We start from the raw sequence: 24,142 nt of genomic DNA, 5'->3' as shown, positions 1-24,142 counted from the left end.
TCAGCCGCGCAGAATGCTCCGCCCGGCATAGACCGCCGTATCGGCCAGTTGCTCCTCGATCCGGATCAGCTGGTTGTATTTCGCCAGCCGGTCCGACCGTGCAAGGCTGCCAGTCTTGATCTGTCCGCAATTGGTGGCAACCGCCAGATCGGCGATCGTCGCATCCTCGGTCTCGCCCGAGCGGTGCGACATAACGCAGGTCATCCGGTTGCGATGGGCCATGTCCACGGCGGCCAGCGTTTCGGTCAACGTGCCGATCTGGTTCACCTTGACCAGAAGAGAGTTCGCGGCACCGCGATCTATCCCCATCCGGAGACGTGCCGGATTGGTCACAAAGAGATCGTCGCCGACAAGCTGCACCTTGGCGCCAAGCGCGTCGGTCAGCATCTTCCAGCCGTCCCAGTCGTCTTCGGCGCAGCCGTCTTCGATCGACAGGATCGGGTAATCGGCGCAAAGCGCCTCCAGATAAGCCACATTCTCTTCGGCGCTCAGGGATTTTCCTTCACCGGCAAAGACATATCTGCCGTCCTTGAAGTATTCCGTTGCGGCGCAGTCCAGCGCCAGCATTACCTGTTCGCCCGGCGTGTAGGAGGCTTTCTCGATGGATTTCAGGATGAAATCCAGCGCATCGCGGGTGGAGGAGATATCCGGTGCAAAGCCGCCCTCGTCGCCGATCCCGGTGGACAGGCCCGCGGCCGACAGCTCCTTTTTCAGCGTGTGGAAGATCTCCGAGCCCATGCGGACCGCGTCCTGCATCGTATGGGCCGCGACAGGCATGATCATGAATTCCTGGATATCGATCGGGTTGTCCGCATGCTCGCCGCCATTGATGATGTTCATCATCGGCACCGGCAGCACATGGGCCCGGGTGCCGCCGACATAGCGATAAAGCGGCTGCGTCGTGAACTCCGCCGCCGCCTTGGCCACGGCCAGAGACACGCCCAGAATGGCGTTCGCGCCCAGACGGCCCTTGTTCTCGGTCCCGTCCATCTCGATCATCGTGGCGTCGATTGCCGCCTGTTCCGTGGCATCGAAGCCCACCAGCCCTTCGGCCAGTTCGCCGTTCACGGCGGCCACCGCCTCGCGGACGCCCTTGCCCAGATAGCGCGCCGGGTCGCCGTCGCGCTTCTCAACGGCCTCATGCACCCCTGTCGACGCCCCCGAGGGTACGGCGGCCCGGCCCATCGTGCCATCTTCCAGCAAGACATCGACCTCGACGGTCGGGTTGCCGCGGCTGTCGAGGATTTCGCGGGCGTGGATATCGATAATGGTGCTCATTGGGTCCCTCATGTTCAGGTGTCGGGCGGTCTATAACAGGGCCGGCGCCGGGATCGAAGGCATATGTTGGCGGTCGCGGCGCGCGCGCCCGGATCATGGCCGCCGCAGCCGCGCCTCGCGGGCGAATGTGTAAAGGCCGGTCGCGATGACGATCGCGGCGCCGATCAGCGTCCAGAGATCCGGGCGTTCGTCGAAGATCACCAGGGCGATGATCAACGCAAAGACCAGCCGCGTATAGCGGAAGGGCGTGACCGCGCTGATTTCCCCGACGCGCATCGCCTTGGTGATCGAGAAATAGGCAACCAGACCCATCGTCAGCGCCCCTGCCATCGCGCCCCAGATCAGCGGCTCGGGCCAGATCGCTCCGCCGCCGGTCAGCGCCAGAACGGCCAGCCCGCCGGGCACGATCGCGGCCATGCTGTAGGCCGAAAGCTGCGCTGCCGAAATCGAGTGCGGCACGGGCCGGGTGGCCAGATCGCGGGCGGACATGAAGATCACGCCGAAGACCGCGAACCAGACATTGGCATCAAAACCCTCAAAGCCCGGGCGGATGATGATCAGTACGCCCGCCAGACCCACGATGATCGCGGTCCAGCGCCGCCAGCCCACGGGCTCCGCCAGAAACAGCGCTGCACCAAGGGTGACCAGCAGCGGGTTGGCCTGCAAAATGGCCGAAAAGGTGGAAAACGGCACCAGTGCTATGGCCGAAACGACGCAGATCGTGCCGCCCATTTCGGAGATGTTGCGGATCATCACGGGACGCATCCACAAGACCGGCGACAACAGAATCGCTCCTTCGCGTTTGGCCGCCGCCCCAAAAACCAGCGCCCCGCCAAGCCCGAACATCGCAAGGATCTGGCCCACGGGCAGGGTTTCGGACGCGAATTTTATGAACATGTCTGCCAGCGCGAAGCCGAGCATCGCCAGCGTCATCCACGCTATGCCGCGAATATTGTCCATGGATCGGCCTTTCCGGAGGTCTCAGCGCTTGCCCATAGGCTCAAGCGCCGGAAAGGGAAAGCCCGGCGGGCCTGTTTCGCTGCCCCCCGGAGATGGACGGGCATGTCGCGCCGCACCGCTACGGCCATGGCAAGAAGACAGCGCCGCAACCCGGCCCGCCCGGCCAGGTCAGCGCTTCTTGATCGGGACGCCGTAAAGCTCCAGCTTGTGCCCCTTCAGGCGATATCCCAGTTTTTCGGCGATCTTTTCCTGCAACGCCTCGATCTCGGGGTCGACAAACTCGATCACCTCACCGGAATTCATGTCGATCAGGTGGTCGTGATGGTCGCGCTCGGCATCCTCGTAGCGGGCCCGCCCGTCGCCGAACTCCAGCCGCTCGATGATCCCGGACTCCTCGAACAGCTTCACCGTACGGTAGACCGTGGCGATGGAAATCCGCGGGTCGCGGCCCGAGGCGCGGGCGTAAAGCTCTTCCACATCGGGATGATCGGCGGAGGTTTCCAGCACCTGCGCGATGACCCGGCGCTGGTCGGTCATGCGCAGGCCCTTTGCCTCGCAGCGCTCCTCTATCGTGTCGGTCATGGCCCGGCCCCCGCGTATCGTGTTGGGCCATTCTTCTAGGGCAAAGCGGCGGTTTGGAAAACCCCGCCATCGGCCCTCGGCGCATGATTTTCAGCAGGCTGGCGAGCGGCCCCGTGGCGGGGGCTCAGGAGGCGTCGGTCAGCCGCCGGGCGAGGGTGCCGACGGTCAGGCCCTGAACGATGATCGAGAAGATTACCACCAGATAGGTGGCGCCCAGAATGACCGGCTTCCACTCCCCTTCTGGCAGGGACAGGGCCAGCGCGACGGAGATGCCGCCCTTCAGGCCGCCCCATGTCATGATCGGGATCACGCCATCGGAAAACTCACGGAACGGCCGCAGCATCAGGATCGGCACCGAAACCGCCACCAGCCGGGCCAGAAGCGCAAGGGCGATCGCCGCCGCTCCGGTCAGGAGTACATCGCCGGTAAAGGCCACGGCGAAGACTTCCACTCCGATCAGCAGAAACAGGACCGCGTTCAGGATCTCGTCGATCAGCTTCCAGAACGCATCCACATAGGAACGGGTCTGCTCGGACATGCCGCCCTTGGGCCCGGTATGGCCGATCAGTAGCCCTGCCACCACCGCCATGATCGGGGCCGAAACATGCAGCGCGATGGCCAGTTCATAGCCGCCGAAGGCCAGGCCAAGCGTCAACAGCACCTCAAGCGACGGATCGTCGATCCGCCGCATCACCCGAAAGGTCAGAAAACCGAGGACCGCGCCCAGCACCGCGCCGCCAACGGCCTCCTGCACGAACAGGATCGCGGCGTCGCCCAACCCGCCTTCGCCATGGGACTGGTCGCCGGTGAAGGCCAGCCCGATCAGGATCAGGAACATCACATAGGCGACCCCGTCATTGAAAAGGCTTTCACCCGCGATCTTGGTTTCCAGAGATTTCCGCAGATTGGCCGCACGCAGCACGCCCAGAACGGCCACCGGATCCGTGGGCGTCACGATGGCGCCGAAGACCAGCGCGATCAGCAACGGCATGCCGGTTATCCAGGAAAACCCGACGCCGATGATCACAGTCGACAGACCCACGCCAATCGTCGCCATCAGGGCCACGACCCGCCATTCGGCGCGGAGATCCTCGATCTTCACATGCAGCGCGCCCGCAAAGAGCAGCAGGCCCAACATCCCGTCCAGCAGCGCTTCTGAGAAATCGATGCTGTTGACCAGCCCGCGGGCCTGATCGGCGATGCCAAGCGCGGGGAAGGCTGCATCGACCGCAAGTGCGGCAAGCGAGGCCGCCAACGCCACGATCAGAATGCCGATGGCCGATGGCAGGCGCAGAAACAGATAGTTCACGGCACCGAACGCGCCCGCCAGCACGATGAGGAGAGAGGTGATCTGCAAAAGCGACATCTGGATAGTCCTATCGCGGTGTTTGGCCTCTCCTATCACGGGCCCGGGCGGTTGACACCGGGCGATTGCGCGCCTCTGGTCGGATTTCAGGGGAAGGGCAGGGTCGCCATGCAGCGCAAAGACACCATGGATACGTTCGGCGTGATCTCGCTGACCGGTTTCGCGCTGCTTCTGGCGATCAATCAGGTCACCATCAAGGTGACCAACGAGGGGATCCAGCCGATCTTTCTGGCCGGGCTGCGCTCGCTTGGCGGGGCAGTCTGCATTCTTGCCTGGATGCGGTTCCGGGGGCTTTCCACGCATGTGGCGCCGGGCACCGCGCGCGCAGGGCTGCTGATCGGGCTGCTTTTCACCTTCGAGTTCGTCTTCCTGTTTCTGGCGCTCGATCTGACGACCGTCACCCGCAGTTCGGTAATCTTCTACACCATGCCCGTCTGGCTGACGCTTGGCGCGCATCTGCTCCTGCCGGGGGAGCGGATGAGCGTATCCAAGGCCGTGGGTCTTGGCCTGGCCGTTGCCGGCATGGCCTGGGCGATCCTCAACCGGGGCGGCCCCGAAGGGGAGGCGTCGCTTCTTGGCGATCTTTTCGCGCTGGCGGCCTCGATCTGTTGGGCGGCGATTGCGCTTTGCGCCCGGGCCAGCGCGCTGAAGGCGGTCCGACCGGAGATGCAGCTTTTGTGGCAACTGGTCATCTCCACCCCGATCCTCTTGCTGGCCGCGCCGTTTTTCGGGCCGCTCCTGCGGGAGCCGTCGCTGATCCACTGGGCGGGACTGGGGTTTCAGATCGTGGTGGTGGTCAGCGCGGGCTTCCTGTTCTGGCTCTGGCTGCTCAGCCTCTATCCTGCGGCCTCGGTCGCCTCGTTCAGCTTTCTGTCGCCGATTTTCGGCGTGCTTCTGGGCTGGGCGCTTCTGGGGGAACATGTGGGTCCCGAGATACTGGTGGCGCTCGGACTGGTCTGTGCGGGGCTGGTGCTGATCAACCGACCCGTGAGATATCCGCCCATACCGGCAAATGATCCGAGGCCCGGCCCGCCGCGCCCGCCCGCATGACCCCGGCCCGTTCCAGCCGCAGATCCGGGCCCGTGGCGACCCGGTCAAGCGCGGCCACGGGCCGGAATGCGGGGAAACTGCGGCCCGGCCGGTGCACGGTGAAATAGGGGTCGAGCGGGGCAAACCCCGCGGCGGGCGCCCATTCGTTCAGATCGCCAAGCAACACCGTCGGGCGCGCGGGCAGGCCCGCAAGCTCGGCCATGATCAGCGTCATCTGCCGCTGCCGGTCGCGCCGCCTCAGACCCAGATGGGTGGCCACCACCCGAAGCGGCCCGAAGGGTCCTGCCAGATCCGCGATGACCGCGCCACGCGGCTCCAGACCGGGCAGGCTCAGCCGGTGGATATGCGTGCTGTCCCAGCCATCGGCCAGCAACAGCGCATTGCCGTGCCAGCCCAGAGAGACCGCGTTGAGCGCCACCGGCGCGCGCTGCAATCCCGCCTCCGCGCGGGTCAGATCGGCGGGCAGGGCCGCCCGGCGCGGCGGAAGCCGCCGATCGGCCTCCTGCAGGGCCACCACATCCGCCGACAGGGCAGCCAGGACGCGTGCCACGCGATGCGGGTCGCGCCGCTGGTCCAGACCCACGGATTTGCGGATGTTGTAGCTGGCGACGCGCAGATGATGGTCGGTTTTGCGGGGCAGGGCGGTCATGATCGGCAAAGTGCCAGTGTCTCCGGCTCTGGGAAAGTGCGGTTATGGTCCCTAGATATCAGACATGAGCATCCTGCGCGGGCAAACACCGGTCACCTATCTGATATGGGGTATTCTGGCCGTGGCCTGTCTGGCGTCCCTTGCCATGGGCCGCTGGGCCGTCGCTTTCGTTTCGGTCGCCACATGGGCCGTCTCCATCCTGCCGCTGATCCTGGCGCCACGCTTCGGCCTGCAATTGCCGCGCCAGTTCATTGCGCTGATCGTGGTCTTTGTGTTTTCCACACTGTTTCTGGGAGAAGTCTTCGATTTTTATGAGCGTTACTGGTGGTGGGACATCGCGCTGCACGGGCTTTCGGCGGTCGGGTTCGGGCTTCTGGGCTTTCTGCTGGTTTTCATCCTCTTCGAAGGCGACCGCTATGCCGCCCCGGCCTGGGCGCTCGGCACGATCGCCTTCTGCGTCGGCGTCACCATCGGCGTGGTCTGGGAGATCTTCGAGTTCGGGATGGACCAGATCTTCGGGCTGAACATGCAGAAATCCGGGCTGATGGACACGATGGGGGACCTGATCGTGGATTGCATCGGCGCGGCCCTGGGTGGTTTTGCCGGGTTTCTCTATCTCAAGGGCCGCAGTCTGGGCGGCAGCGGTGCGCTGATTGACGAGTTCATAGGCCTGAACCGGCGCCTCTTCGGCCGGTCCCGCAACCGCTAGGTGCCGCAGAAGGTGCGTGTGACCTCCTCCCCGGCGCCGGGTGCGGCCTGATAGGCCCGGTGCTCGGGCTGATCCTCGAACGGGGTCCGCAATATCTCGTGCAGGGTGAAGAAAAGCGCGTAATCCCCTGAAACGGCGGCCTGTATCATTTCCTCCACGCGATGATTGCGGGGAATATAGGCAGGATTGACGGCCTGCATCGCCGCGGGCCTTTCGCCCGGGTCGCGCCGCTCGCGGGTCAACCGCTCCCGCCAGCGGGCCAGCCAGGCCGTGAAAGGGGCCGGATCGTCGAATTCCTGCGCGGCAAGTCCCGGATCCTCGCCGGAGAGGGCGCGGAACGTCCGGGTGAAATCGGCCTTGCCGGCTTCCATCGCGGTCAGAAGGTCGAAGGCGAGCGCCGCATCGTCGGCCTCGGTCTCGGCCAGCCCCAGCTTGGCAGTCAGGATCTCGTGCCAGGCGGTGTTGAACAGGTCTGGAAAGCGGTTGATCTCCTCGGTGAAGACTTCGATCGCGGCCTCCCTTTTCTCCATCAGCGGCAACAGCGCGGTGGCCAGTTGCGCGAGGTTCCACACCGCCACATTCGGCTGGTTGGCAAAGGCATAGCGCCCGAACTGATCGATTGAACTGAACACCTTTTCCGAATGATAGGCATCCATGAAGGCGCAGGGGCCGTAATCGATGGTCTCGCCCGCGATCGACATGTTGTCGGTGTTCATCACCCCGTGGATGAACCCCACGCCCATCCATTTCGCGATCAGATCGGCCTGTGCCGCGATCACGGCCTTCAGCAGGCCAAGCGGGCCGTCCGCACCGGGATAGTGGCGCGCGATGGCGTGGGTCGCCAGTGCCTGCAACGCGTCCACATCCTGCCGCGCGGCAAAATACTGAAACGTCCCCACCCGGATATGACTGGCGGCCACACGGGTGACGACGGCGCCCGGCAGGGCGGCCTCCCGCAAGACGGTTTCCCCGGTGGTGACCGCGGCCAGCGCGCGGGTGGTGGGGATGCCAAGCGCATGCATCGCCTCGGACACGATGTATTCCCGCAGGACCGGGCCCAGCCACGCCCGGCCGTCGCCCATGCGCGAATAGGGCGTGGGGCCTGACCCCTTGAGCTGAATGTCCCGGCGGTTGCCCCTCGTGTCGACCACTTCGCCCAGCAAAATCGCCCGGCCATCGCCAAGCTGCGGCGACCAGCCGCCAAACTGATGCCCGGCATAGACCTGCGCCAGCGGCGCCGCCCCGTCCGGCAGGGCGTTGCCGGCGAAGATCGCCGCGATCTCGTCATCCGCCTCGGGCAGGGTTATGCCCAGTTCGGCGGCGAGCAGGCGGTTCACGGTAATCAGCGCAGGTTGCGCCACCGGTGTGGGTGCCTGGGAGGTGAAGAACCGGTCCGGAAGCCGGGCATAGGAGTTATCGAAAGGGATCTGGATGGTCATGACGCGCTCCTTACCCCAGAACTAGGGGTTGCTCTCGGGATTACCAGATCACAGACGGGCGATCCGGTCCGTCAGCAGGTCGAAAAATCCGGCCGCATCCACGCTGCCCATGAAGGTCGCATTGGGCGCCCTGTCGGTGACGCCCCACCAGTCGGCAACGGTCATGCCAAGCGTGAGTTCCGAGCCGGTCTCGATCTCCACATTGACAAAGCGCCCCGCAAACAGATTGGGCCGGATCAGATAGGCGATCACGCATGGGTCATGGAGCGGCGCGCCTTCGGAGCCGTATTTCTCCTTGTCGAAACGCTCGAAGAAATCGGTCCATTCCGCCACCATCTTTCCGACATGGGTGCCCATGGCGCGGAACGCCTCCACGCGGTCGGCGGTGGTCAGCGCCTTATGGGTCAGATCAAGCGGCATCACTGTGATCTCGGCGCCCGATTTGAACACGATATCAGCGGCCTGGGGATCGACATAGATGTTGAATTCGGCCGCCGGAGTGATGTTGCCCACTTCGAAGTAGGCGCCGCCCATCAGCACGATCTGCTGCACCCGGTCGACGATATCGGGCGCGCGCCGAAAGGCCGTGGCGATATTGGTCAGCGGGCCAAGCGGGCAGAGCGTGACCGTGCCCGGGGCATGGCTGCGCAGCGTCTCGATGATGAAATCGACGCCATGGCGGTCCTGCAGCGGCATCGTCGGGTCGGGCAGTTGCGGGCCGTCAAGGCCGGTTTTGCCATGCACATGCTCTGCCGTCACCAGCTTGCGGTGAAGCGGGGCGTCGCAGCCCGCGAAGACGGGGATATCCTTGCGTCCCGCCAGTTCGCAGACGATCCGGGCATTGCGTTGGGTCAGCGGCAGGGGCACGTTGCCGGCCACCGCGGTGATGCCCAGCACCTCCACCTCCTCCGGACTGGCCAGCGCCAGCAGGATCGCGACGGCATCGTCCTGGCCCGGATCCGTGTCGATAATGATTTTGCGGGTCATTTCGGGGCGCTCCTGCGGCTGGCTCAAGCGCCAAACTCGCGCGATGCCGGAAAAGATTCAATGCTTTCCGTGGCGCTCCTCACTACCGGATGACAGGGCCTCTTTCGTCAGCTGCGCAGGGAAAAGGCCGCCCCTTTGGCAAGGGCGGCCGGTCGCGTCGGTCGCGCGGGCGATCAGCGGTTTTCGATATCCACGTAATCGCGATAGGTCTCACCGGTATACAATTGGCGCGGACGGCCGATCTTGCCAGACGGATCGGCGATCATTTCCTTCCACTGGGCGATCCAGCCAACCGTGCGGCTGAGCGCGAAGATCGGGGTGAACATCGAGGTCGGGAAGCCCATCGCGTCCAGAATGATCCCGGAGTAGAAATCCACGTTCGGATAGAGCTTCTTGTCGTGGAAATAGGAATCCTCGATCGCGATTTTCTCAAGCTCCTTGGCGACTTGCAGCGTGGGGTTGTTCTCCACGCCAAGCAGGTCCAGCACCTCGTCGGCGCTTTGCTTCATCACCTTGGCGCGCGGATCGAAATTCTTGTAGACCCGGTGGCCGAACCCCATCAGGCGGAACGGATCGTCACGGTCCTTAGCGCGGGCGATGTATTCGGGAATGCGGTCCACCGTGCCGATCTCGCGCAGCATTTCCAGGCAGGCCTGGTTCGCGCCGCCATGGGCCGGGCCCCAGAGACAGGCGATGCCGGCGGCGATACAGGCAAACGGGTTGGCACCCGAAGAGCCCGCAAGGCGAACCGTCGATGTGGAGGCGTTCTGTTCGTGATCGGCATGCAGGGTGAAGATCCGGTCCATCGCCCGGCTCAGGATCGGGTCGGGCTGATATTCCTCCGCCGGAACTGCGAAACACATGCGCAGGAAATTGGTGGCGTAATCGCAATCATTCCGCGGATACACGAAGGGCTGCCCGATCGTGTATTTATAGGCCATGGCCGCAATCGTCGGCATCTTCGCGATCAGCCGGATCGAGGCGACCTCGCGCTGCCACGGATCGGAAATGTCGGTCGAGTCGTGGTAGAAGGCCGACATCGCGCCCACCACACCGGTCATGACCGCCATCGGATGCGCATCGCGCCGGAAACCGCGGAAGAAATTGGCCATCTGCTCGTGGATCATCGTGTGGTTCGTCACACGGCTTTCGAAATCCTCAAGCTCCGCGGCGGTGGGCAGTTCGCCGTAGAGCAGCAGGTAGCAGACCTCCAGATAATGGGATTTCCCGGCAAGCTGGTCGATCGGATATCCCCGATGCAGCAACTCGCCCTTGTCGCCATCGATATAGGTGATCTTGCTTTCGCAGGCCGAGGTGGATGTGAAACCCGGGTCATGCGTGAATACGTTGCCTTGCGCGTAGAGCTTTGTGATGTCAATCACATCCGGCCCCGCAGTGGGCGAATGTATGGGCAACTCCAGTGTCTTGCCGTCAAAGCTCAGCGTCGCGAATTTGCCATCAGCCATGTCAGTCCCTCTTCGATTGGCCACATCTGACAAGGTGTCAGACGGGTCGTTTTCAGGGCCTTGTTCCGGCCCGCATTTCTGAGCCGGGGCCCGAGCACCGTCAGCGGGCGGGGGCGGCGGCCTCCGTCAAGCGGGCGATGGTTTCATCGCGGCCAATGACGAGCATCATATCGTAGACACTGGGCGTCGCAGTCCGACCGGCGAGAGCTGCGCGAAGAGGTTGCGCAAGCTGACCGAATTTGAGCCCATGAGCTTCGGCCGCCGTTGTCAGGGTCGCCTCAAGCGTGTCACGGGACCAGCTACCATTCTGCAACTGCGTAGTCAATTCCGACAGTATACCACGGGATACATCGGTCAGCGCCGCCTGGCTCCTCTCGTCCCGCTCAATCGGTCGATCCGTCATGATAAACTGGGCTTTTTCAAGCAGATCGGGCAGGGTTCTGGCCCGATCCTTGAGGCAATACATCGCAGCCAGAAGCCCGTCATGCTGCGCCTGCGAAAGCGGCGCCTGACCGGTCAGGGCGCGAAACCGTGCGATCTCCGCCAGCAGCTCGGTGTCGTCCATCCGGGCAATATGCCAGGACGATACGCTGTCCAGTTTCTTGAAATCGAGGCGCGCGGGCGATTTGCCGATACCGTCGAGATCGAACCACGCGCGGGCCTGCGCATCGTCGAACAATTCGTCATCGCCATGGGACCATCCGAGGCGGGCAAGATAGTTGCGCATCGCCGCGGCCGGGTAGCCCATCGCGGCATATTCCTCCACCCCCGTCGCGCCGTGGCGTTTCGACAGCTTCTTGCCGTCGGGCCCGTGGATCAGCGGAATATGCGCCCAGACCGGCACCTCCCAGCCCATGGCCTGGTAGACATGGATCTGCCGGGCGGCATTGTTTAGATGATCGTCGCCGCGGATCACATGGGTCACGCCCATGTCGTGGTCATCGACCACCACGGCCAGCATATAGGTGGGCGTCCCATCCGAGCGGAGCAGGATCATGTCGTCCAGCGTGGCGTTGCGGATCGTCACGTCACCCTGAACCCTGTCGGCGATCACCGTCTGGCCGTCGCGTGGCGCTTTCAGGCGGATCGCATAAGGCGCATCGGGATGGCTGGCCTCGGCCGCATCGCGCCAGGGCGACAGGAACAGGGTCGAGCGGCCTTCGGCCTTGGCGGTTTCGCGGAACGCGGCGATCTCCTCCTGCGTCGAGAAACACTTGTAGGCCGTGCCGCCGGCCAGCATCGCGCGGGCCACCTCTGCATGGCGGTCGCGCCGCGCGAACTGGCTCACCGCCTCGCCGTCATAATCCAGCCCCAGCCACTCGAACCCGCGCAGGATCGCCGCGGTCGCCTCGGGGGTGGAGCGGGCACGGTCCGTGTCCTCGATCCGCAACAGGAACTGCCCGCCATGCCTGCGGGCGAACAGCCAGTTGAACAGCGCCGTCCGCGCGGTTCCGATATGCATGTAGCCCGTCGGCGAGGGGGCGATGCGGGTCACCACGGGGCGCGCGGCATTGGGCTCGGTCATCTTCGTCCTTTCGGCGCGGGGCATCGGACGGCACGCGCGTTAACGTCTTGGAAACCATGGGGCGGATAGGTGTTGGCTGAGTGTTTAGGCAACCGCGCGCGGGGTGACAAGGGTGCGCCTCTGGCATCTGATCAACCGGCTTCAGCAGGACCAGCGCGGGGCCCTGATGCCGTGGTCGCCGGTTTTCGCCGGTCTGGGCGTGGCCTGGTACTTCGGTCTCCGGGCGGAACCGGGCTGGCCTTTCTACGGCGCCGCCTTGGCCGTGGCGGCGGTGTCGCTCCATCTGGCATGGCTCTGGCGCGATCGGGCGGGGCCGATCTTCGCCGCACTCTGTCTGGTCGCGCTCGGGCTGGGCCTTGCGGGGCTGCGCGCGCATCTGGTCGCGGGCCCGGTTCTGGACTTCCGGTATTACGGACCGATCGAGGGGCGGATCGTGGCCATCGACCGCTCCGCCTCGGACGCGCTGCGCCTGACACTGGATCAGGTCGTGCTGGACCGGACCGACCCGGCGCGCGTGCCCACACGGGTGCGGGTGTCGCTGCATGGGGATCAGCGGTGGCTGGTGCCGGAACCCGGCGCGCGGGTGATGATGACCGGGCATCTGAGCCCGCCCGAGGGCCCGGCGGAACCCGGCGGCTTCGACTTCCAGCGTCACGCCTGGTTTCTGCAGATCGGCGCGGTGGGATACACGCGCAATCCCGCCCTGCTGCTGGAACCGCGGCAGGGGCATGCGCGCCCGCTCACCCATTTGCGGCTGGATCTGTCCGCGGCCATCCAGGCGCGGATCCCGGACGATGCTGGCGCATTTGCGGCGGCGGTGCTGACAGGGGACCGTTCGGGTCTGTCCACCGGGCCGCTGGAGGATATGCGCCGCTCCAACATTGCCCATCTCCTGGCGATCTCGGGCTTGCATATGGGGCTTCTGACGGGGTTTATCTACGCCGCCCTGCGCTTCGGGCTGGCCCTGATCCCGGCGCTGGCGCTGGTCTACCCGATCCGCAAATGGGCCGCGCTGGCCGCCTTGTCGGCAGGGGCATTCTATCTGGCGCTGTCGGGCGGTAACGTGGCCACCGAACGGGCCTTCATTCAGGTGGCGGTGATGTTCGTCGCCGTTCTTCTCGACAGGCGCGCGATCACGCTCAGATCGGTGGCGATCGCGGCGCTGATCGTGCTGGCCCATCGGCCCGAAACTCTGATGGGCCCCGGGTTTCAGATGTCCTTCGCCGCCACCGCCGCTCTTGTTGCCGTCTTCAACGCGCTCCGGGACCGGGCATGGCTGAGCGGTCTGCCGGTCTGGGCCAAGGGTGCTGTGGCGCTGGTCATCTCCTCGGCGGTGGCCGGGGCCGCGACGGCGCCCTTTTCGGCGGCCCATTTCAACCAGATCGCGGTTTACGGCCTCGTCGCCAATCTGCTGACCGTGCCGGTGATGGGCAGCATCGTGATCCCGGCGGCGGTCTTCGCGGCGCTTCTGTGGCCTCTCGGGCTGGAGGGGCTGGCCTTCTGGGTGATGGAGCAGGGGCTGGTCTGGATTCTGGCGGTGGCGCATCACGTGGCGGATCTGCCGGGGGCGACGCGCGCCGTCACGGCGCCGCCCCCTGGGGTTCTGGGGGGCATCACGCTCGGGATGCTGCTGGTCATTCTCTGGCGGGGGCGGGCGCGCATGCTGGGCCTTGCGCCTGTCGCGGTTGCGCTGGCGATCTGGTCGGGGGCGGATCGGCCCGATCTCCTCCTCTCCTCCTCCGGTCGGCTCGCCGGTGTGCTCGCGCCCGAGGGTCGGGCATTGACCAAGCCGCGCGGAGACGGGTTCGTGGCCGGTATCTGGCTGGAAAACGACGGCGATCCCGCCGATCAGGAGGCCGCAGCCTCGCGCCGCGGCTGGCAGGTCGCGGGGGCGGGACACAGCCTTGCGCTGCCCGGTGGGCAAAGCCTTTGGCATGGCGGCGGGCGGCGGGCGGCGCGCGAGGTTGCGGAGGCCTGCGCCAGCCACGACATCGTTCTGATATCCGAACCTTTGGAGGATTTCTGGCCCGATCTCGTCCCGCTCGGGCGCGCTTCGGGCGACCTGCTCACGGATGCGGACCGGCTGATCTGGCAGGGCGGGCGCCTGGACGCGGGCGCACCTGTCGTCTCGATGGCGCGCGCCGCCCCGGCGGAGATATCCTGCCTTCTGATTTCAGGCGAAACATTGCGCGAAACCGGGGCCATCGCGATGGAGACAAGCGACGGGGGCCTGCGGATCACCAGCGCCCGCGCTCGTCAGGGCGCGCGCCTCTGGACGGGGGCGGGCCAATAGGCTTGGCCCCACCCGAAGACTCACGGGGGGGATCGCCGGGCTTGCGTTAATAGGTGCGGATCAGCCCCACCAGCTTGCCCTGCACCTTGACCTGATCGTCGCGCAGCATCCGCGTCTCGTAGGCCGGGTTCGCGGCTTCCAGCGCGATCATGTTGCCCTTCTGCCGGAACCGTTTCAGCGTCGCCTCCTGATCTTCCACAAGGGCCACGACGATATCGCCATTATCGGCGGTCTGACCTTCCTCGATCACGACGATATCGCCGTCATTGATCCCGGCTTCGATCATCGAGTCGCCTTTGACCTCCAGCGCGTAGTGATGCTTGCCCGTGCCGATCATCTGCTGGGGCACGGCCACATGGGCCGCGACCTGGCTGATCGCCTCGATCGGGGTGCCGGCGGCGATCCGGCCCATCACCGGCAGTTTCATCGCGCCATCCGTGGCAACCGGCATCGCACCCGCGGGCAGGTTCTGCCGATCCCCTTCGATCACGCGCGGGGTGAACCCGGTCTTCGCCTCAAGCGCGTCGGGCAGCTTCACGATCTCGATCGCGCGGGCCCGGTGGGCCAGCCGGCGGATGAAGCCGCGTTCCTCCAACGCTGTGATCAACCGGTGAATGCCGGATTTCGAGCGCAGATCCAGCGCCTCCTTCATCTCATCGAAAGAGGGGGGGACGCCATCGCGCTGCATCCGCTTGTGGATAAATTCCAGTAGGTCGAGCTGTTTCTTCGTCAGCATAAGAGATCTCTCCGCCTGTCCGATATGGCCTCGTTCAGGGTATGTTCTACCCCTGTTCCCCCTCTGTGTCAACGAATCCGCGGTTTCAAGCAGGCGAGAGCAACAGCGGCGCCAGATCGCCCAACCGGCTACGGGGGGCGGTCAGCCCGACGAGCCCCTGGCACAGCGCCTCGCCGCGGGCCGGGCCCAGAACCGGCGCCGCAAGCTCGGTGAACTTCGCGGCGATCTCGGCCTCGCTCAACGGGCGGTGCCTGTCGCCGCGGGCATGGGTGTCGCCCGAGGCCAGAATGCGACCGTCCGTTGTGGTGATGCGGATATCGGCCATCCGGCAGGCCGGAAACGTGGCGTCGTGACGGGCCGCGCGGGCCACGTCGATCCGGCGGTGCATCGCGATCACGTCGGCATCGACAAGCCCGCGCCCCGAAATCTGCTCCAGTCCTATCTCTCCGTGAACAAGATAGGCGGCGAGGGCGAATGGCAGGGAATACTGCGCCTCGGACGTGGTTCGCGGCAGGCCCGAAAAAAGGGCCACGGCCTCCGCAAAACTGTTGACCTGCACATGGGCGATATCCCCGGGGCCAAGCTTGTGGGCCAGCACCACATCGCGGGCCGCGTCAATCGCGCCGTGGGCCCATCGGCAGATCGGGTAGGGCTTTATGTATTGATCCTCCACCAGCCAGTCGCGCCCCAGATCGGTCCAGAATTCGGGCGCGTCCTCCACCGTCACCGCGGGCGCGCCGGTAAATCCCCTTTCGGCCAGAACCGCGGCGGAGAGGCCCGCCAACGTGCCCCAGCCGGACCCGTCATGCAGCATCGTGGGGCTGGCGATCTCGCGCATCATCTGACTGCGGGGGCCGTGATATTCGGCAATGCCCAGCCCCTCGCGCAGCATCGCCGGCCCATGGCCGCGGATCCGCGCCGCCATCGCCGCGACGCCAAGCGCGTTCCACGCCCCCGATGTGTGATAATCGCAGGCGGTCGCGTGCAGCGCCTTGCCCGCGCGGCCCGCGATCTCGTAGCCCACCACAAGATGCGCCAGCGCCTCGGGGCCCGTCATCTCCGGTGCCCGCTGCATCAGCGCGCAGAAGGCCGCCACCGCCGCCACCCCGATATGGCCCTTGCAGGGATTGTAGCCGTCATGGGCATCCAGATTGTCGATCTGCGTCGCCGCGGCATAGCCCGCACCGGCAAGGCTGACCGGTCGCCCGTCGAACATCATCCGCGCGGTCAGGGCCGGATCGGCGCTGCCATAAAGGGCGCAGGCCGTATCCCGCGCGATGATACCTGCCTCCATCGGGCCCGCGGCGGCGGCCACGCCGACCGTATCAAGCAGCAGCCAGGCCGCGCACCGCAGGGCACTGGCGGGCATGTCGGCGGCGGGCCGGTCCAGCACGAAGGCGGCGATATGCGCGAACGTCCTACTCATGGCCCATTGCGGCATGCGCCTCTCCGCCAGTCTCGCAATGAAAACGGGGTCTCACGCATAAATATTCTGGCCCATGGGGCGAATTGCGGGTTTCATGTGCCTCACATGGCAAGAAGGCGCTCCGACCCCCGTGGAACACCGACCCTATCTGAACCACCTCCGCTCCTTCGAGGCGGCGGCGCGGCACCTGAACTTCACGCTCGCCGCGGAGGAGCTGAACTATACCCAGGCCGCGATTTCCAATCACGTCCGCTCGTTGGAGGAGTATCTCGGCAAGCCGCTGTTCATCCGCCACGCCCGCAGCCTCGAACTGACCGGTCCGGGGCAGGCCTATCTGCCCGGCATCCGCCGCGCGCTGCTTCAGATCGAGGACGCGACCGAGGCGATCATCGCCCGGACCCATGACCAGACAGTGGTGATCTCCTGCCCGATCAGCCTGGCCGAAAACTGGATGGCGTCGCGGGTCGCCGCTTTTCTGGCGGACCATCCCGATTTCACGATCACCCTCAACGGAACGGTCTGGGGCGACCGGATCAGCGAGGTTGCCGATCTGACCGTCGCGATCAAGCACCGGGACGAGGTTCTGCCCGGCGACGCGCTGCTGGCGCCCGAGCGTCTGACGGTCGTGTGCGCGCCCGGCTACATGGTCGCCGGAGAGGTGTTGTGCCGGCCCGGGCAACTCAAGGCAGCCGGGCTGATCCATATCCTGACCCGGCAGGATTGCTGGGGCGCGGTCGCCGCGGGGCTGGATCTCGACGATCTGGATCTGCACGGGGGCGTGCGGTCGAACTCCTCCAATGTCGCGCTGGAACTGGCGGCGAGCGGTTTGGGCTGCGTCGCGGTTCTGCGGTCGCTCGCCGAACCCTATCTGGCGCGCGGCGTGTTGACCGAACCCTTCGCCTGCGCCGTCGACAGCCCGTGGAACTATTATCTGAGCCGGCCCGCCCGGACCCTGAAGCCACCTGCCAGACGGTTCCGAGACTGGCTGCTCGACGGCAATGGCTGATTTCATCCGCGCAGTCTCAACCCCTCAGGATCGAACGGCGGCGTGGCCAGCATGCGCGCCTTGTGCGGCCGCCCCAGCACATGGATCTCCACAATGTCACCCGGCTGCGCCGTCCCGGCCCGTGCGAAGCCAAGTGCGAGGGATTTGCCCGTATGGGCCGAATACGCCCCGGAGGTGACCCGGCCCACACCGGTGCCGTCCGGCAGGAAAATCGGTTCTCCGCCGCTGGCATCGGCGTCATTCACCGCATCGATCTCGAAGATCGACAACGTCTCCCGCGGCGGCGTCCCGGCCAGCGCAAGATAGGCGTCCTTGTGCAGAAAATCCTTGTCCAGCTTGATCAGCCGGTCCAGCCCGACCTCCTGCGGCCAGTATTCGGGGCTGTATTCGCGGCCCCATGAGCCATATCCCTTCTCGATCCGCAACGCGCCGAGCGCGCGGCTGCCGACCGGGCCGCCGCCCATGTCGCGCGCGGCCTCGATCAGGGCCCGGTAAAGGGCGGTCTGCTGCTCCTCCGCGCAATGCAGCTCCCAGCCGAGATCGCCGGTGAAGGACACGCGCAGCGCCACGACCGGCACGCCGGCCACCACCATCTGCCGGGCCTGCATGAACCCGAAACCCGCGTTGGACAGATCCTCGTTCGTCAGCCTTTGCAGCAACTCGCGCGATTTCGGTCCGGCGACATTCATGCCGCAAAGCGCATCGGTCCGGTTCTCGAAGGTTGTGCCCTGCGGTAATGGCACCATGTCGAAAAATCGCCGGTGATAGCGTTCCGCCAGGCCCGAGCCGATCATCATGAAGCGGTCCGGAGCCAGTCTGGTGACGGTGAAATCGCCGGCCACGCCGCCCCGCACCCCGATCAGCGGCGCAAGGCAGGCGCGCCCCACAACGGACGGCACGCGATTGGCCAGAAGCGCATCCAGCCAGTCCTGCGCGCCGGGCCCCCTGATCTCGTAGGTGGCGAAGTTGGAGATGTCGAGCACGCCGACATGGGTTCGTAGCATCCGGACCTCACGGCCGACCGGCTCGAACCAGTTTTGCCGCTCGAACCCGGTCGTTTCGGTCCCACCGGGTTCATCGGCGAACCACAACGGATGTTCCCACCCGCAATTCAACCCGAACACCGCGCCCATGGATTTCTGCATCTCATAGGCGGGCCGCAGGCGGGCAGGGCGGCCGGCGGCGCGTTCCTCGTTGGGGAAATGTATCGCGAAGCGGTTGGCGTACTGGTCCTGAACCCGCGCCTTGGTGAAGGCCTTGCCGGCCCATGGGCCGAACCGCGCCAGATCCCAGCCGAACATGTCCAGCCTCGGCTCCCCCTCGATCATCCATTCCGCCGCCAGAAGCCCCAGCCCGCCGGATTGGGAGAAGCCCGGAATGATCCCGTTGCAGCAGAAATAGTTCCGCAGTTCCGGCACCGGCCCGAAGAGCGCCGCGCTGTCGGGCGACCAGATCATCGGCCCGTTGATCACCCGCTTGATCCCCGCCGTCGCCGCAACCGGCACCCGCGCCATGGCGCGCATCACGTTGTCCATGATCCGGTCCAGATCGTCGGCGAAGAGGTCATGGCCGAAGCCCTGCGGCGTGCCGTCCTCGGCCCAGAACCGCATATCGCGCTCATAGGCGCCGATCAGCAGGCCCTGACCTTCCTGGCGCATGTAGTATTCGCCATCCCGGTCCGCGACCGAGGGCAGGCGACGGCCCTGCGCGGCCACTTCGGCGATGGTTTCGGTGACGAAATACTGGTGCTCGGTCGGGATCAGCGGCAACTCCAGCCCCGCCATCGCCGCCACTTCCCGGCCCCAGAGCCCGGCGGCATTCACTACCCAGTCCGTGCGGACAGACCCTTTCGGCGTCTCGACGACCCAGGATCCGTCGGGTTGAGGCACCGTGGCGGTGACGGGCGTGAAGCGGTGGATCTCCGCGCCCCGCGCGCGGGCGCCCGCCGCATAGGCCATGGTCACCCCGGACGGATCCACATTGCCGCCATCGGGCTCGTACATGATGCAGCGGATACCATCGAAATCCACCAGCGGGTGCAGGCGCTCCGCCTCGTCCCGGCTCACCTCGTGGAAATTCATCCCGTAATAGCGCGCCTTGGCCTCCTGAAGCCGCAACTGGTGTTCCCGCGCCTCGGTCTGCGCCAGATAGAGCGAGCCGGGCTGAAACACGCCGCAACCCTGGCCGGTTTCCGCCTCCAGCTGCTTGTACAACCCCATAGTGTAATGCTGGATCCGGCTGATATTGGTGCTGTCGTGAAGTCCGTGAATGCCGGCTGCCGCATGCCAGGTGGAGCCCGATGTCAGCTCGTCCCGCTCCAGCAGAACGACGTCGCGCCAGCCCAGTTTGGCCAGATGATACAGGATCGAACAGCCGACCAGCCCGCCGCCGATCACCACGGCCTGTGCATGTGCTTTCATCACGCGCCCGTCCTTTTCGCCTCTGGCCCTCAGGACCGGGCTAGAGGCTTGGCCAGATCGCGACAACGAAAAAACCTTATGGGAATGACCCCGCTCTTTCGGGGTCATCGGTTCAGAGCGGCAGGATCTCCACCATCGCGCCGGCCTTCAGTGGCGGCTGATGCGGCGGCAGGACCAGAAGCGTGTCCGCCTCCGACAGCCGTGTCAGAAGGGAGCTGTCCTGCATGTCGACAGGCGTCACCTCGGGGAGGTCCGCCCCATGGGACAGGCAGGCGCGCATATAGTGCTCCCGCGGGCCGTTCGCAGGCACATCCACGGTCAGCCGGGCGCGGCTTCGGCGGCGTTCGCCCGCGGGCAGCCCAAGAAAGGCGCGCATCATAGGAACGATGAAGAGATGCCCGCAAACCATTGACGAAACGGGATTTCCGGGAAGCCCGACCAAGGCCGACCCGGCCAGTCGCCCGGCCATCAACGGTTTGCCCGGGCGCATGGCGATCTTGTAGAAGGACCGCTCCAGCCCCATCGCCTGCGCCACCTGTCCGACAAGATCGTGATCGCCCACGGACGCCCCGCCGATCGTCACGATCAGATCGGCGCCCGCGGCCAGACCCAGCACCTGTTCCAGGCTTTCATGCGTGTCCCGCGCGATGGGCAGCAGCCGGGCCTGCCCGCCCTCGGCCTCGATCACGGCTTTCAGCCCATAGGTATTCGATGCGATGATCTGGTCGGGCCGCGGGGTCTCGCCGGGCTGCACAAGTTCGTCGCCGGTGGCGATCAGCGCCACATCGGGGCGGCGGGTCACCGGCATGCGGGGGTGGTTCATCGACGCCGCCAGCGCGATATCGGCCGGCGACAGGCGGCGCGGTGCCTCGATCCCATGCCCCTTGCGGAAATCCACGCCGGCCGCGCGGATATGAAGGCCCGCATCCAGCTTGTCGCCAAGCATGATTTGGTCGCCCTCGCGCTGCACATCCTCCTGAATGACGATCCGGTCGGCACCCTCGGGCACCGGCGCGCCGGTGAAGATCCGCAGCGCCTCGCCCGCGCCGATCCTTCCGGACCACATGTGGCCCGCCGGGACCTCGCCCACTACGGTCAGCCGCGCGCCCGGCGCCACGTCCGCGCCCCGAACCGCATAGCCGTCCATCGCCGAGGCCGCAAAGGGCGGCTGGTCCCGCCGGGCCAGCACCGAGCGGGCCAGCACGCGGCCCGCGGCCTCGCTCAGCGGCACCTCCTCCACCTCCAGCGGTCGGGTCAGGGCCAGACAATGGGCCAGCGCCTCGGCGACGGAAATCACGGTTCGGCCTCGAAACGCCCGGATTTGCCGCCGTCTTTCAGGAGTACGCGCAGCCCGCCGATCTCCATCCCCCGATCGACGGCTTTCAGCATGTCGTAGACCGTCAGCGCGGCGGTGGAGGCCGCGGTCAGCGCCTCCATCTCGACGCCGGTCTGACCGTTGGTCTTGACCGTCGCTGCGATCCGGACCCCGGGCAAGGCGGGGTCCGCCACCAGCTCCATGGCGACCTTGGTCACCGGCAGTGGATGACAAAGCGGGATCAGATCGGCGGTGCGTTTGGCACCCATGATGCCCGCAAGCCGCGCAACCGCCAGAACGTCACCCTTTTTGGCATTGCCTTTCTCAACCAGATCAAGTGTTTCAGGCAACATCTTCACCCAGACTCCGGCCTTGGCAACTCGGGCCGTCACCGGCTTTTCGGACACATCGACCATATGGGCCTGCCCGTCGCCGTCGAAATGCGTGAGTTTCGGCATCAGAACCGCGCCGTCAGCGGGTTGGCCAGCAGGTTGCGCGTCGCCGTGGCCACATCCTCCTGCCGCATCAGGCTCTCCCCGATCAGGAAGCAGCGCGCCCCGTATTGCGCCATATCAGCCAGATCCTCCGGCGTGGAAAGCCCGCTTTCGGCGACCACCAGCCGGTCGTCTGGGATCATCCGCACCAGCCGCCGGGTCACATCCAGAGAGGTCTCGAACGTGTTGAGATCCCGGTTGTTTATGCCGACAAGACGTGAGCTCAGATGGCTTGCGCGATCCAGTTCCGCCTCGTCATGCACCTCGATCAGCGCATCCATCCCCCAATCGGCGGCGGCGGCCTCCAGTTCGCCGGCCTGCCCGTCATCGACACTGGCCATGATGATCAGGATGCAATCGGCACCAAGCGCACGGGCCTCCGCCACCTGGTAGGGATCATAGAGGAAATCCTTGCGCAGCACCGGCAGCTCGCAAGCCTCCCGCGCGGCCACCAGAAACCCGTCGGCGCCCTGAAAGCTCGGCCCGTCGGTCAACACGCTCAGGCAGGTCGCGCCGCCCGTGGCATAGGCCTGCGCAAGGGCGGGCGGGTCGAAATCCGCGCGGATCAGGCCCTTGGACGGGCTGGCCTTCTTGATCTCCGCGATCAGGCCGTAGCCTTCGCGCGCCGCCGCGCTCAGCGCCTCGGCGAAAGGGCGGACCGGCGGGGCGCTGCGGGCCTCCGTCTCGACCGACTCAAGCGGGCGTTCGGCCTTGCGGCGCGCGATCTCTTCCAGCTTGTAGGCTTTGATCTTTTCCAGAATCGTCGGCGTTGTCATGTGCTCTCCGATGTGATGCGGGCCAGGGTCTCGACGGCCTGCTTCGCCTTGCCGCTATCTATGCTTTCCCGTGCGATCTCAACACCCTCCGACAGGGTCTCCACCATGTCCGCAACGATCAGCGCCGCTGCTGCGTTTAGCAGGACCGCGTCCCTGTAGGCCCCGGTTTCGCTCGCCAGAAGCGCGCGCAGCGCCGCGCCGTTCTCCTCGGGCGTGCCGCCCAGAATGTCGCGGAGCGGGTGCACCGGCAAGCCGGCCTCTTCGGGGTGGACCTCCCTGGCGGTGATGTCGTCCCCGTCGAGAACCGCCACGGATGTCGGCCCGCTGATCGAAATCTCGTCCGTGCCGTCGGCGCCATGCACCAGCCAGGCTTTCTCGCTGCCCAGATCCTGCAGGGTTTCGGCCATGGGAAAGATCAGGTCGATAGCAAAGGCGCCGGTCAGTTGCCGCTTCACGCCCGCGGGGTTGGTCAGCGGCCCCAGAATGTTGAAGATGGTCTTCGAGCCAAGCTCAAGGCGCACCGGCATCACATGTTTGATCGCCGGATGGTGCATCGGGGCCATCATGAAGCCGATCCCCGCTTCGGCGATGGCGCGTTCCACAACCTCCGGGCCGACCATGACATTGATGCCCATCTGGCCAAGCGCATCCGCAGCGCCGGATTTCGAACTGAGGTTCTTGTTGCCGTGTTTCGCAACCGGCACACCGGCACCCGCGACCACGAAGGCCGTCGCGGTCGAAATGTTCAGCGTGCCCATACCGTCGCCGCCGGTGCCGACGATATCCATCGCTCCTTCCGGCGCGCGCACCTTGATGCATTTGTCCCGCATGACGGCGGCGGCGGCGGCATATTCGGCCACGGACTCGCCGCGCGCCCGCATCGCCATCAGCAGCCCGCCGATCTGTGCCGGCGTCGCAGCCCCCTCGAACAGATGCTCGAACGCGGCGCGCGCCTGCGCCCGGCTGAGCGGCCCTTCGGAGGCCGAATAGATCAGCGGCTTCATCGCGTCGGTCATGCGGGCTCTCCGATCCGGGCGCTGTCGAGGAAGGTGCGAAGCATCCTGTGCCCGTGTTCCGAGCGAATGCTTTCGGGGTGAAACTGCACCCCTTCTATCGGAAGGTTCCGGTGGCGCAGGCCCATGATCGTGCCATCGGCCAGTTCGGCCGTCACGGTCAGGCAGTCCGGCAGATCGTCGCGTGCCACCACCAGCGAGTGATAGCGCGTCCCCAGAAGCGGGGAGGGGAGCCCGGCAAAGACACCCTGACCGCGATGCAGGATCTGGCCCATCTTGCCATGCACGATTTCGGCATGCTGGACGACGCGGCCGCCAAAGGCCTGCCCGATCGTCTGGTGGCCCAGACACACGCCCAGAAGCGGGGTTCCCGTTTCCGCCGCCGCCGCGGTCAGCGCCAGACAGATGCCGGCCCGGTCCGGGTCGCACGGACCCGGAGACAGCACGATCGCGCGCGGCTTCAGCGCCATCGCCTCCTGCACGTTCAGCGCGTCATTACGCGCAACCTGCACATCGGCACCCAGTTCCCCAAGGTAGTGCACCAGATTATAGGTGAAACTGTCGTAATTATCGATCAAGAGCAGCATGTTGCCCAAGCCTTTCCGAAAGGGGTCGAAGGCGACGCGCGCCCGCGTTATACATGTTCAACAGC

The 24,142-nt window shown here is 65.8% G+C and carries 21 protein-coding genes; 4 read left to right on the top strand and 17 right to left on the bottom strand.

The features are described 5' to 3' along the window. The 4 genes from eno to D9R08_RS11210 form a co-directional block, all read right to left on the bottom strand. Nucleotides 1–1,278, bottom strand: a complete 1,278-nt coding sequence (eno, locus tag D9R08_RS11225; RefSeq protein WP_121898139.1) for a phosphopyruvate hydratase — start codon at nt 1,276–1,278, stop codon at nt 1–3. Nucleotides 1,279–1,371: 93 nt separating this feature from the next. Next, nucleotides 1,372–2,238, bottom strand: a complete 867-nt coding sequence (locus D9R08_RS11220; RefSeq protein WP_121898138.1) for a DMT family transporter — start codon at nt 2,236–2,238, stop codon at nt 1,372–1,374. Nucleotides 2,239–2,406: 168 nt separating this feature from the next. After that, complete coding sequence (locus D9R08_RS11215) at nt 2,407–2,820, bottom strand: Fur family transcriptional regulator (protein WP_121898137.1); 414 nt, start codon at nt 2,818–2,820, stop codon at nt 2,407–2,409. A gap of 124 nt (nt 2,821–2,944) precedes the next feature. Next, nucleotides 2,945–4,186, bottom strand: coding sequence for a cation:proton antiporter (locus D9R08_RS11210; RefSeq protein ID WP_121898136.1), 1,242 nt, complete (start codon nt 4,184–4,186; stop codon nt 2,945–2,947). A gap of 108 nt (nt 4,187–4,294) precedes the next feature. Here D9R08_RS11210 and D9R08_RS11205 point away from each other — a divergent pair, with 108 nt between their 5' ends. Further along, a complete protein-coding gene (locus D9R08_RS11205; protein ID WP_121898135.1) occupies nt 4,295–5,236 on the top strand; it encodes a DMT family transporter in 942 nt (313 codons plus the stop codon). Here D9R08_RS11205 and D9R08_RS11200 read toward each other — a convergent pair. Beyond that, nucleotides 5,163–5,885 carry an endonuclease/exonuclease/phosphatase family protein gene (locus D9R08_RS11200; RefSeq protein WP_121898134.1) on the bottom strand — a complete coding sequence of 241 codons (723 nt, stop codon included), beginning with the start codon at nt 5,883–5,885 and terminating at the stop codon, nt 5,163–5,165. The two genes, D9R08_RS11205 and D9R08_RS11200, sit on opposite strands and share 74 nt — an antisense overlap. A gap of 64 nt (nt 5,886–5,949) precedes the next feature. Here D9R08_RS11200 and D9R08_RS11195 point away from each other — a divergent pair, with 64 nt between their 5' ends. Continuing rightward, entirely contained in the window at nt 5,950–6,594 is a 645-nt protein-coding gene (locus tag D9R08_RS11195; protein WP_121898133.1) for a hypothetical protein, read from the top strand. Here D9R08_RS11195 and D9R08_RS11190 read toward each other — a convergent pair. The 4 genes from D9R08_RS11190 to gltX all read right to left on the bottom strand — a co-directional run bounded on the left by D9R08_RS11190 (nt 6,591) and on the right by gltX (nt 12,011). After that, nucleotides 6,591–8,033, bottom strand: coding sequence for a protein adenylyltransferase SelO (locus D9R08_RS11190; protein ID WP_121898132.1), 1,443 nt, complete (start codon nt 8,031–8,033; stop codon nt 6,591–6,593). The two genes, D9R08_RS11195 and D9R08_RS11190, sit on opposite strands and share 4 nt — an antisense overlap. A gap of 48 nt (nt 8,034–8,081) precedes the next feature. Next, the gene (locus tag D9R08_RS11185; RefSeq protein WP_121898131.1) at nt 8,082–9,020 is read right to left on the bottom strand and encodes a nucleoside hydrolase; all 939 of its coding nucleotides are present in this window, start codon (nt 9,018–9,020) and stop codon (nt 8,082–8,084) included. Nucleotides 9,021–9,193: 173 nt separating this feature from the next. After that, nucleotides 9,194–10,486: a citrate synthase gene (gene gltA / locus D9R08_RS11180; RefSeq protein ID WP_121898130.1), complete on the bottom strand. Its 1,293-nt coding sequence runs from the start codon at nt 10,484–10,486 to the stop codon at nt 9,194–9,196. 100 nt (nt 10,487–10,586) lie between these two features. After that, nucleotides 10,587–12,011 (bottom strand): glutamate--tRNA ligase, encoded by a 1,425-nt coding sequence (gene gltX, locus D9R08_RS11175; RefSeq protein ID WP_121898308.1) that lies wholly within the window; start codon nt 12,009–12,011, stop codon nt 10,587–10,589. A gap of 112 nt (nt 12,012–12,123) precedes the next feature. On the opposite strand from gltX, the gene D9R08_RS11170 reads away from it, so the two are divergent. Further along, nucleotides 12,124–14,304 (top strand): ComEC/Rec2 family competence protein, encoded by a 2,181-nt coding sequence (locus tag D9R08_RS11170; RefSeq protein WP_325048884.1) that lies wholly within the window; start codon nt 12,124–12,126, stop codon nt 14,302–14,304. Nucleotides 14,305–14,350: 46 nt separating this feature from the next. Here the strand turns inward: D9R08_RS11170 and lexA are convergent, their stop codons facing one another. Together lexA and D9R08_RS11160 are read right to left on the bottom strand one after the other, a co-directional pair. Then, a complete protein-coding gene (lexA, locus tag D9R08_RS11165) occupies nt 14,351–15,040 on the bottom strand; it encodes a transcriptional repressor LexA (RefSeq protein ID WP_121898129.1) in 690 nt (229 codons plus the stop codon). Between the two features lie 85 nt (nt 15,041–15,125). Then, complete coding sequence (locus D9R08_RS11160; RefSeq protein WP_121898306.1) at nt 15,126–16,466, bottom strand: MmgE/PrpD family protein; 1,341 nt, start codon at nt 16,464–16,466, stop codon at nt 15,126–15,128. Nucleotides 16,467–16,596: 130 nt separating this feature from the next. Between D9R08_RS11160 and D9R08_RS11155 the strand changes: the two genes are divergently transcribed. Then, nucleotides 16,597–17,472 carry a LysR substrate-binding domain-containing protein gene (locus D9R08_RS11155; RefSeq protein WP_158598986.1) on the top strand — a complete coding sequence of 292 codons (876 nt, stop codon included), beginning with the start codon at nt 16,597–16,599 and terminating at the stop codon, nt 17,470–17,472. Between the two features lie 2 nt (nt 17,473–17,474). Here the strand turns inward: D9R08_RS11155 and D9R08_RS11150 are convergent, their stop codons facing one another. From D9R08_RS11150 to D9R08_RS11125, 6 genes are all read right to left on the bottom strand, one after another. Continuing rightward, the gene (locus D9R08_RS11150; protein WP_121898127.1) at nt 17,475–19,892 is read right to left on the bottom strand and encodes a GcvT family protein; all 2,418 of its coding nucleotides are present in this window, start codon (nt 19,890–19,892) and stop codon (nt 17,475–17,477) included. A 112-nt stretch (nt 19,893–20,004) separates the two neighbouring features. After that, nucleotides 20,005–21,189 carry a molybdopterin molybdotransferase MoeA gene (locus D9R08_RS11145; RefSeq protein WP_121898126.1) on the bottom strand — a complete coding sequence of 395 codons (1,185 nt, stop codon included), beginning with the start codon at nt 21,187–21,189 and terminating at the stop codon, nt 20,005–20,007. Further along, nucleotides 21,186–21,665: a cyclic pyranopterin monophosphate synthase MoaC gene (gene moaC / locus D9R08_RS11140; RefSeq protein ID WP_121898125.1), complete on the bottom strand. Its 480-nt coding sequence runs from the start codon at nt 21,663–21,665 to the stop codon at nt 21,186–21,188. The genes D9R08_RS11145 and moaC overlap by 4 nt, the downstream gene beginning before the upstream one ends. After that, a complete protein-coding gene (trpC, locus tag D9R08_RS11135) occupies nt 21,665–22,477 on the bottom strand; it encodes an indole-3-glycerol phosphate synthase TrpC (protein WP_121898124.1) in 813 nt (270 codons plus the stop codon). Before trpC ends, moaC begins: the two co-directional genes overlap by 1 nt. Further along, nucleotides 22,474–23,493 (bottom strand): anthranilate phosphoribosyltransferase, encoded by a 1,020-nt coding sequence (gene trpD / locus D9R08_RS11130; protein WP_121898123.1) that lies wholly within the window; start codon nt 23,491–23,493, stop codon nt 22,474–22,476. Before trpD ends, trpC begins: the two co-directional genes overlap by 4 nt. Continuing rightward, nucleotides 23,490–24,077, bottom strand: coding sequence for an anthranilate synthase component II (locus D9R08_RS11125; protein WP_121898122.1), 588 nt, complete (start codon nt 24,075–24,077; stop codon nt 23,490–23,492). Before D9R08_RS11125 ends, trpD begins: the two co-directional genes overlap by 4 nt. Nucleotides 24,078–24,142: the final 65 nt, after the last annotated feature.

Origin of the sequence: Rhodophyticola porphyridii (assembly GCF_003688285.1) — a bacterium.
In the GTDB taxonomy this organism is placed as follows: Bacteria; Pseudomonadota; Alphaproteobacteria; order Rhodobacterales; family Rhodobacteraceae; genus Rhodophyticola; species Rhodophyticola porphyridii.
The sequence above is the reverse complement of the archived record's forward strand: the minus strand, read 5'-3'. Positions and strand labels throughout refer to the sequence as shown.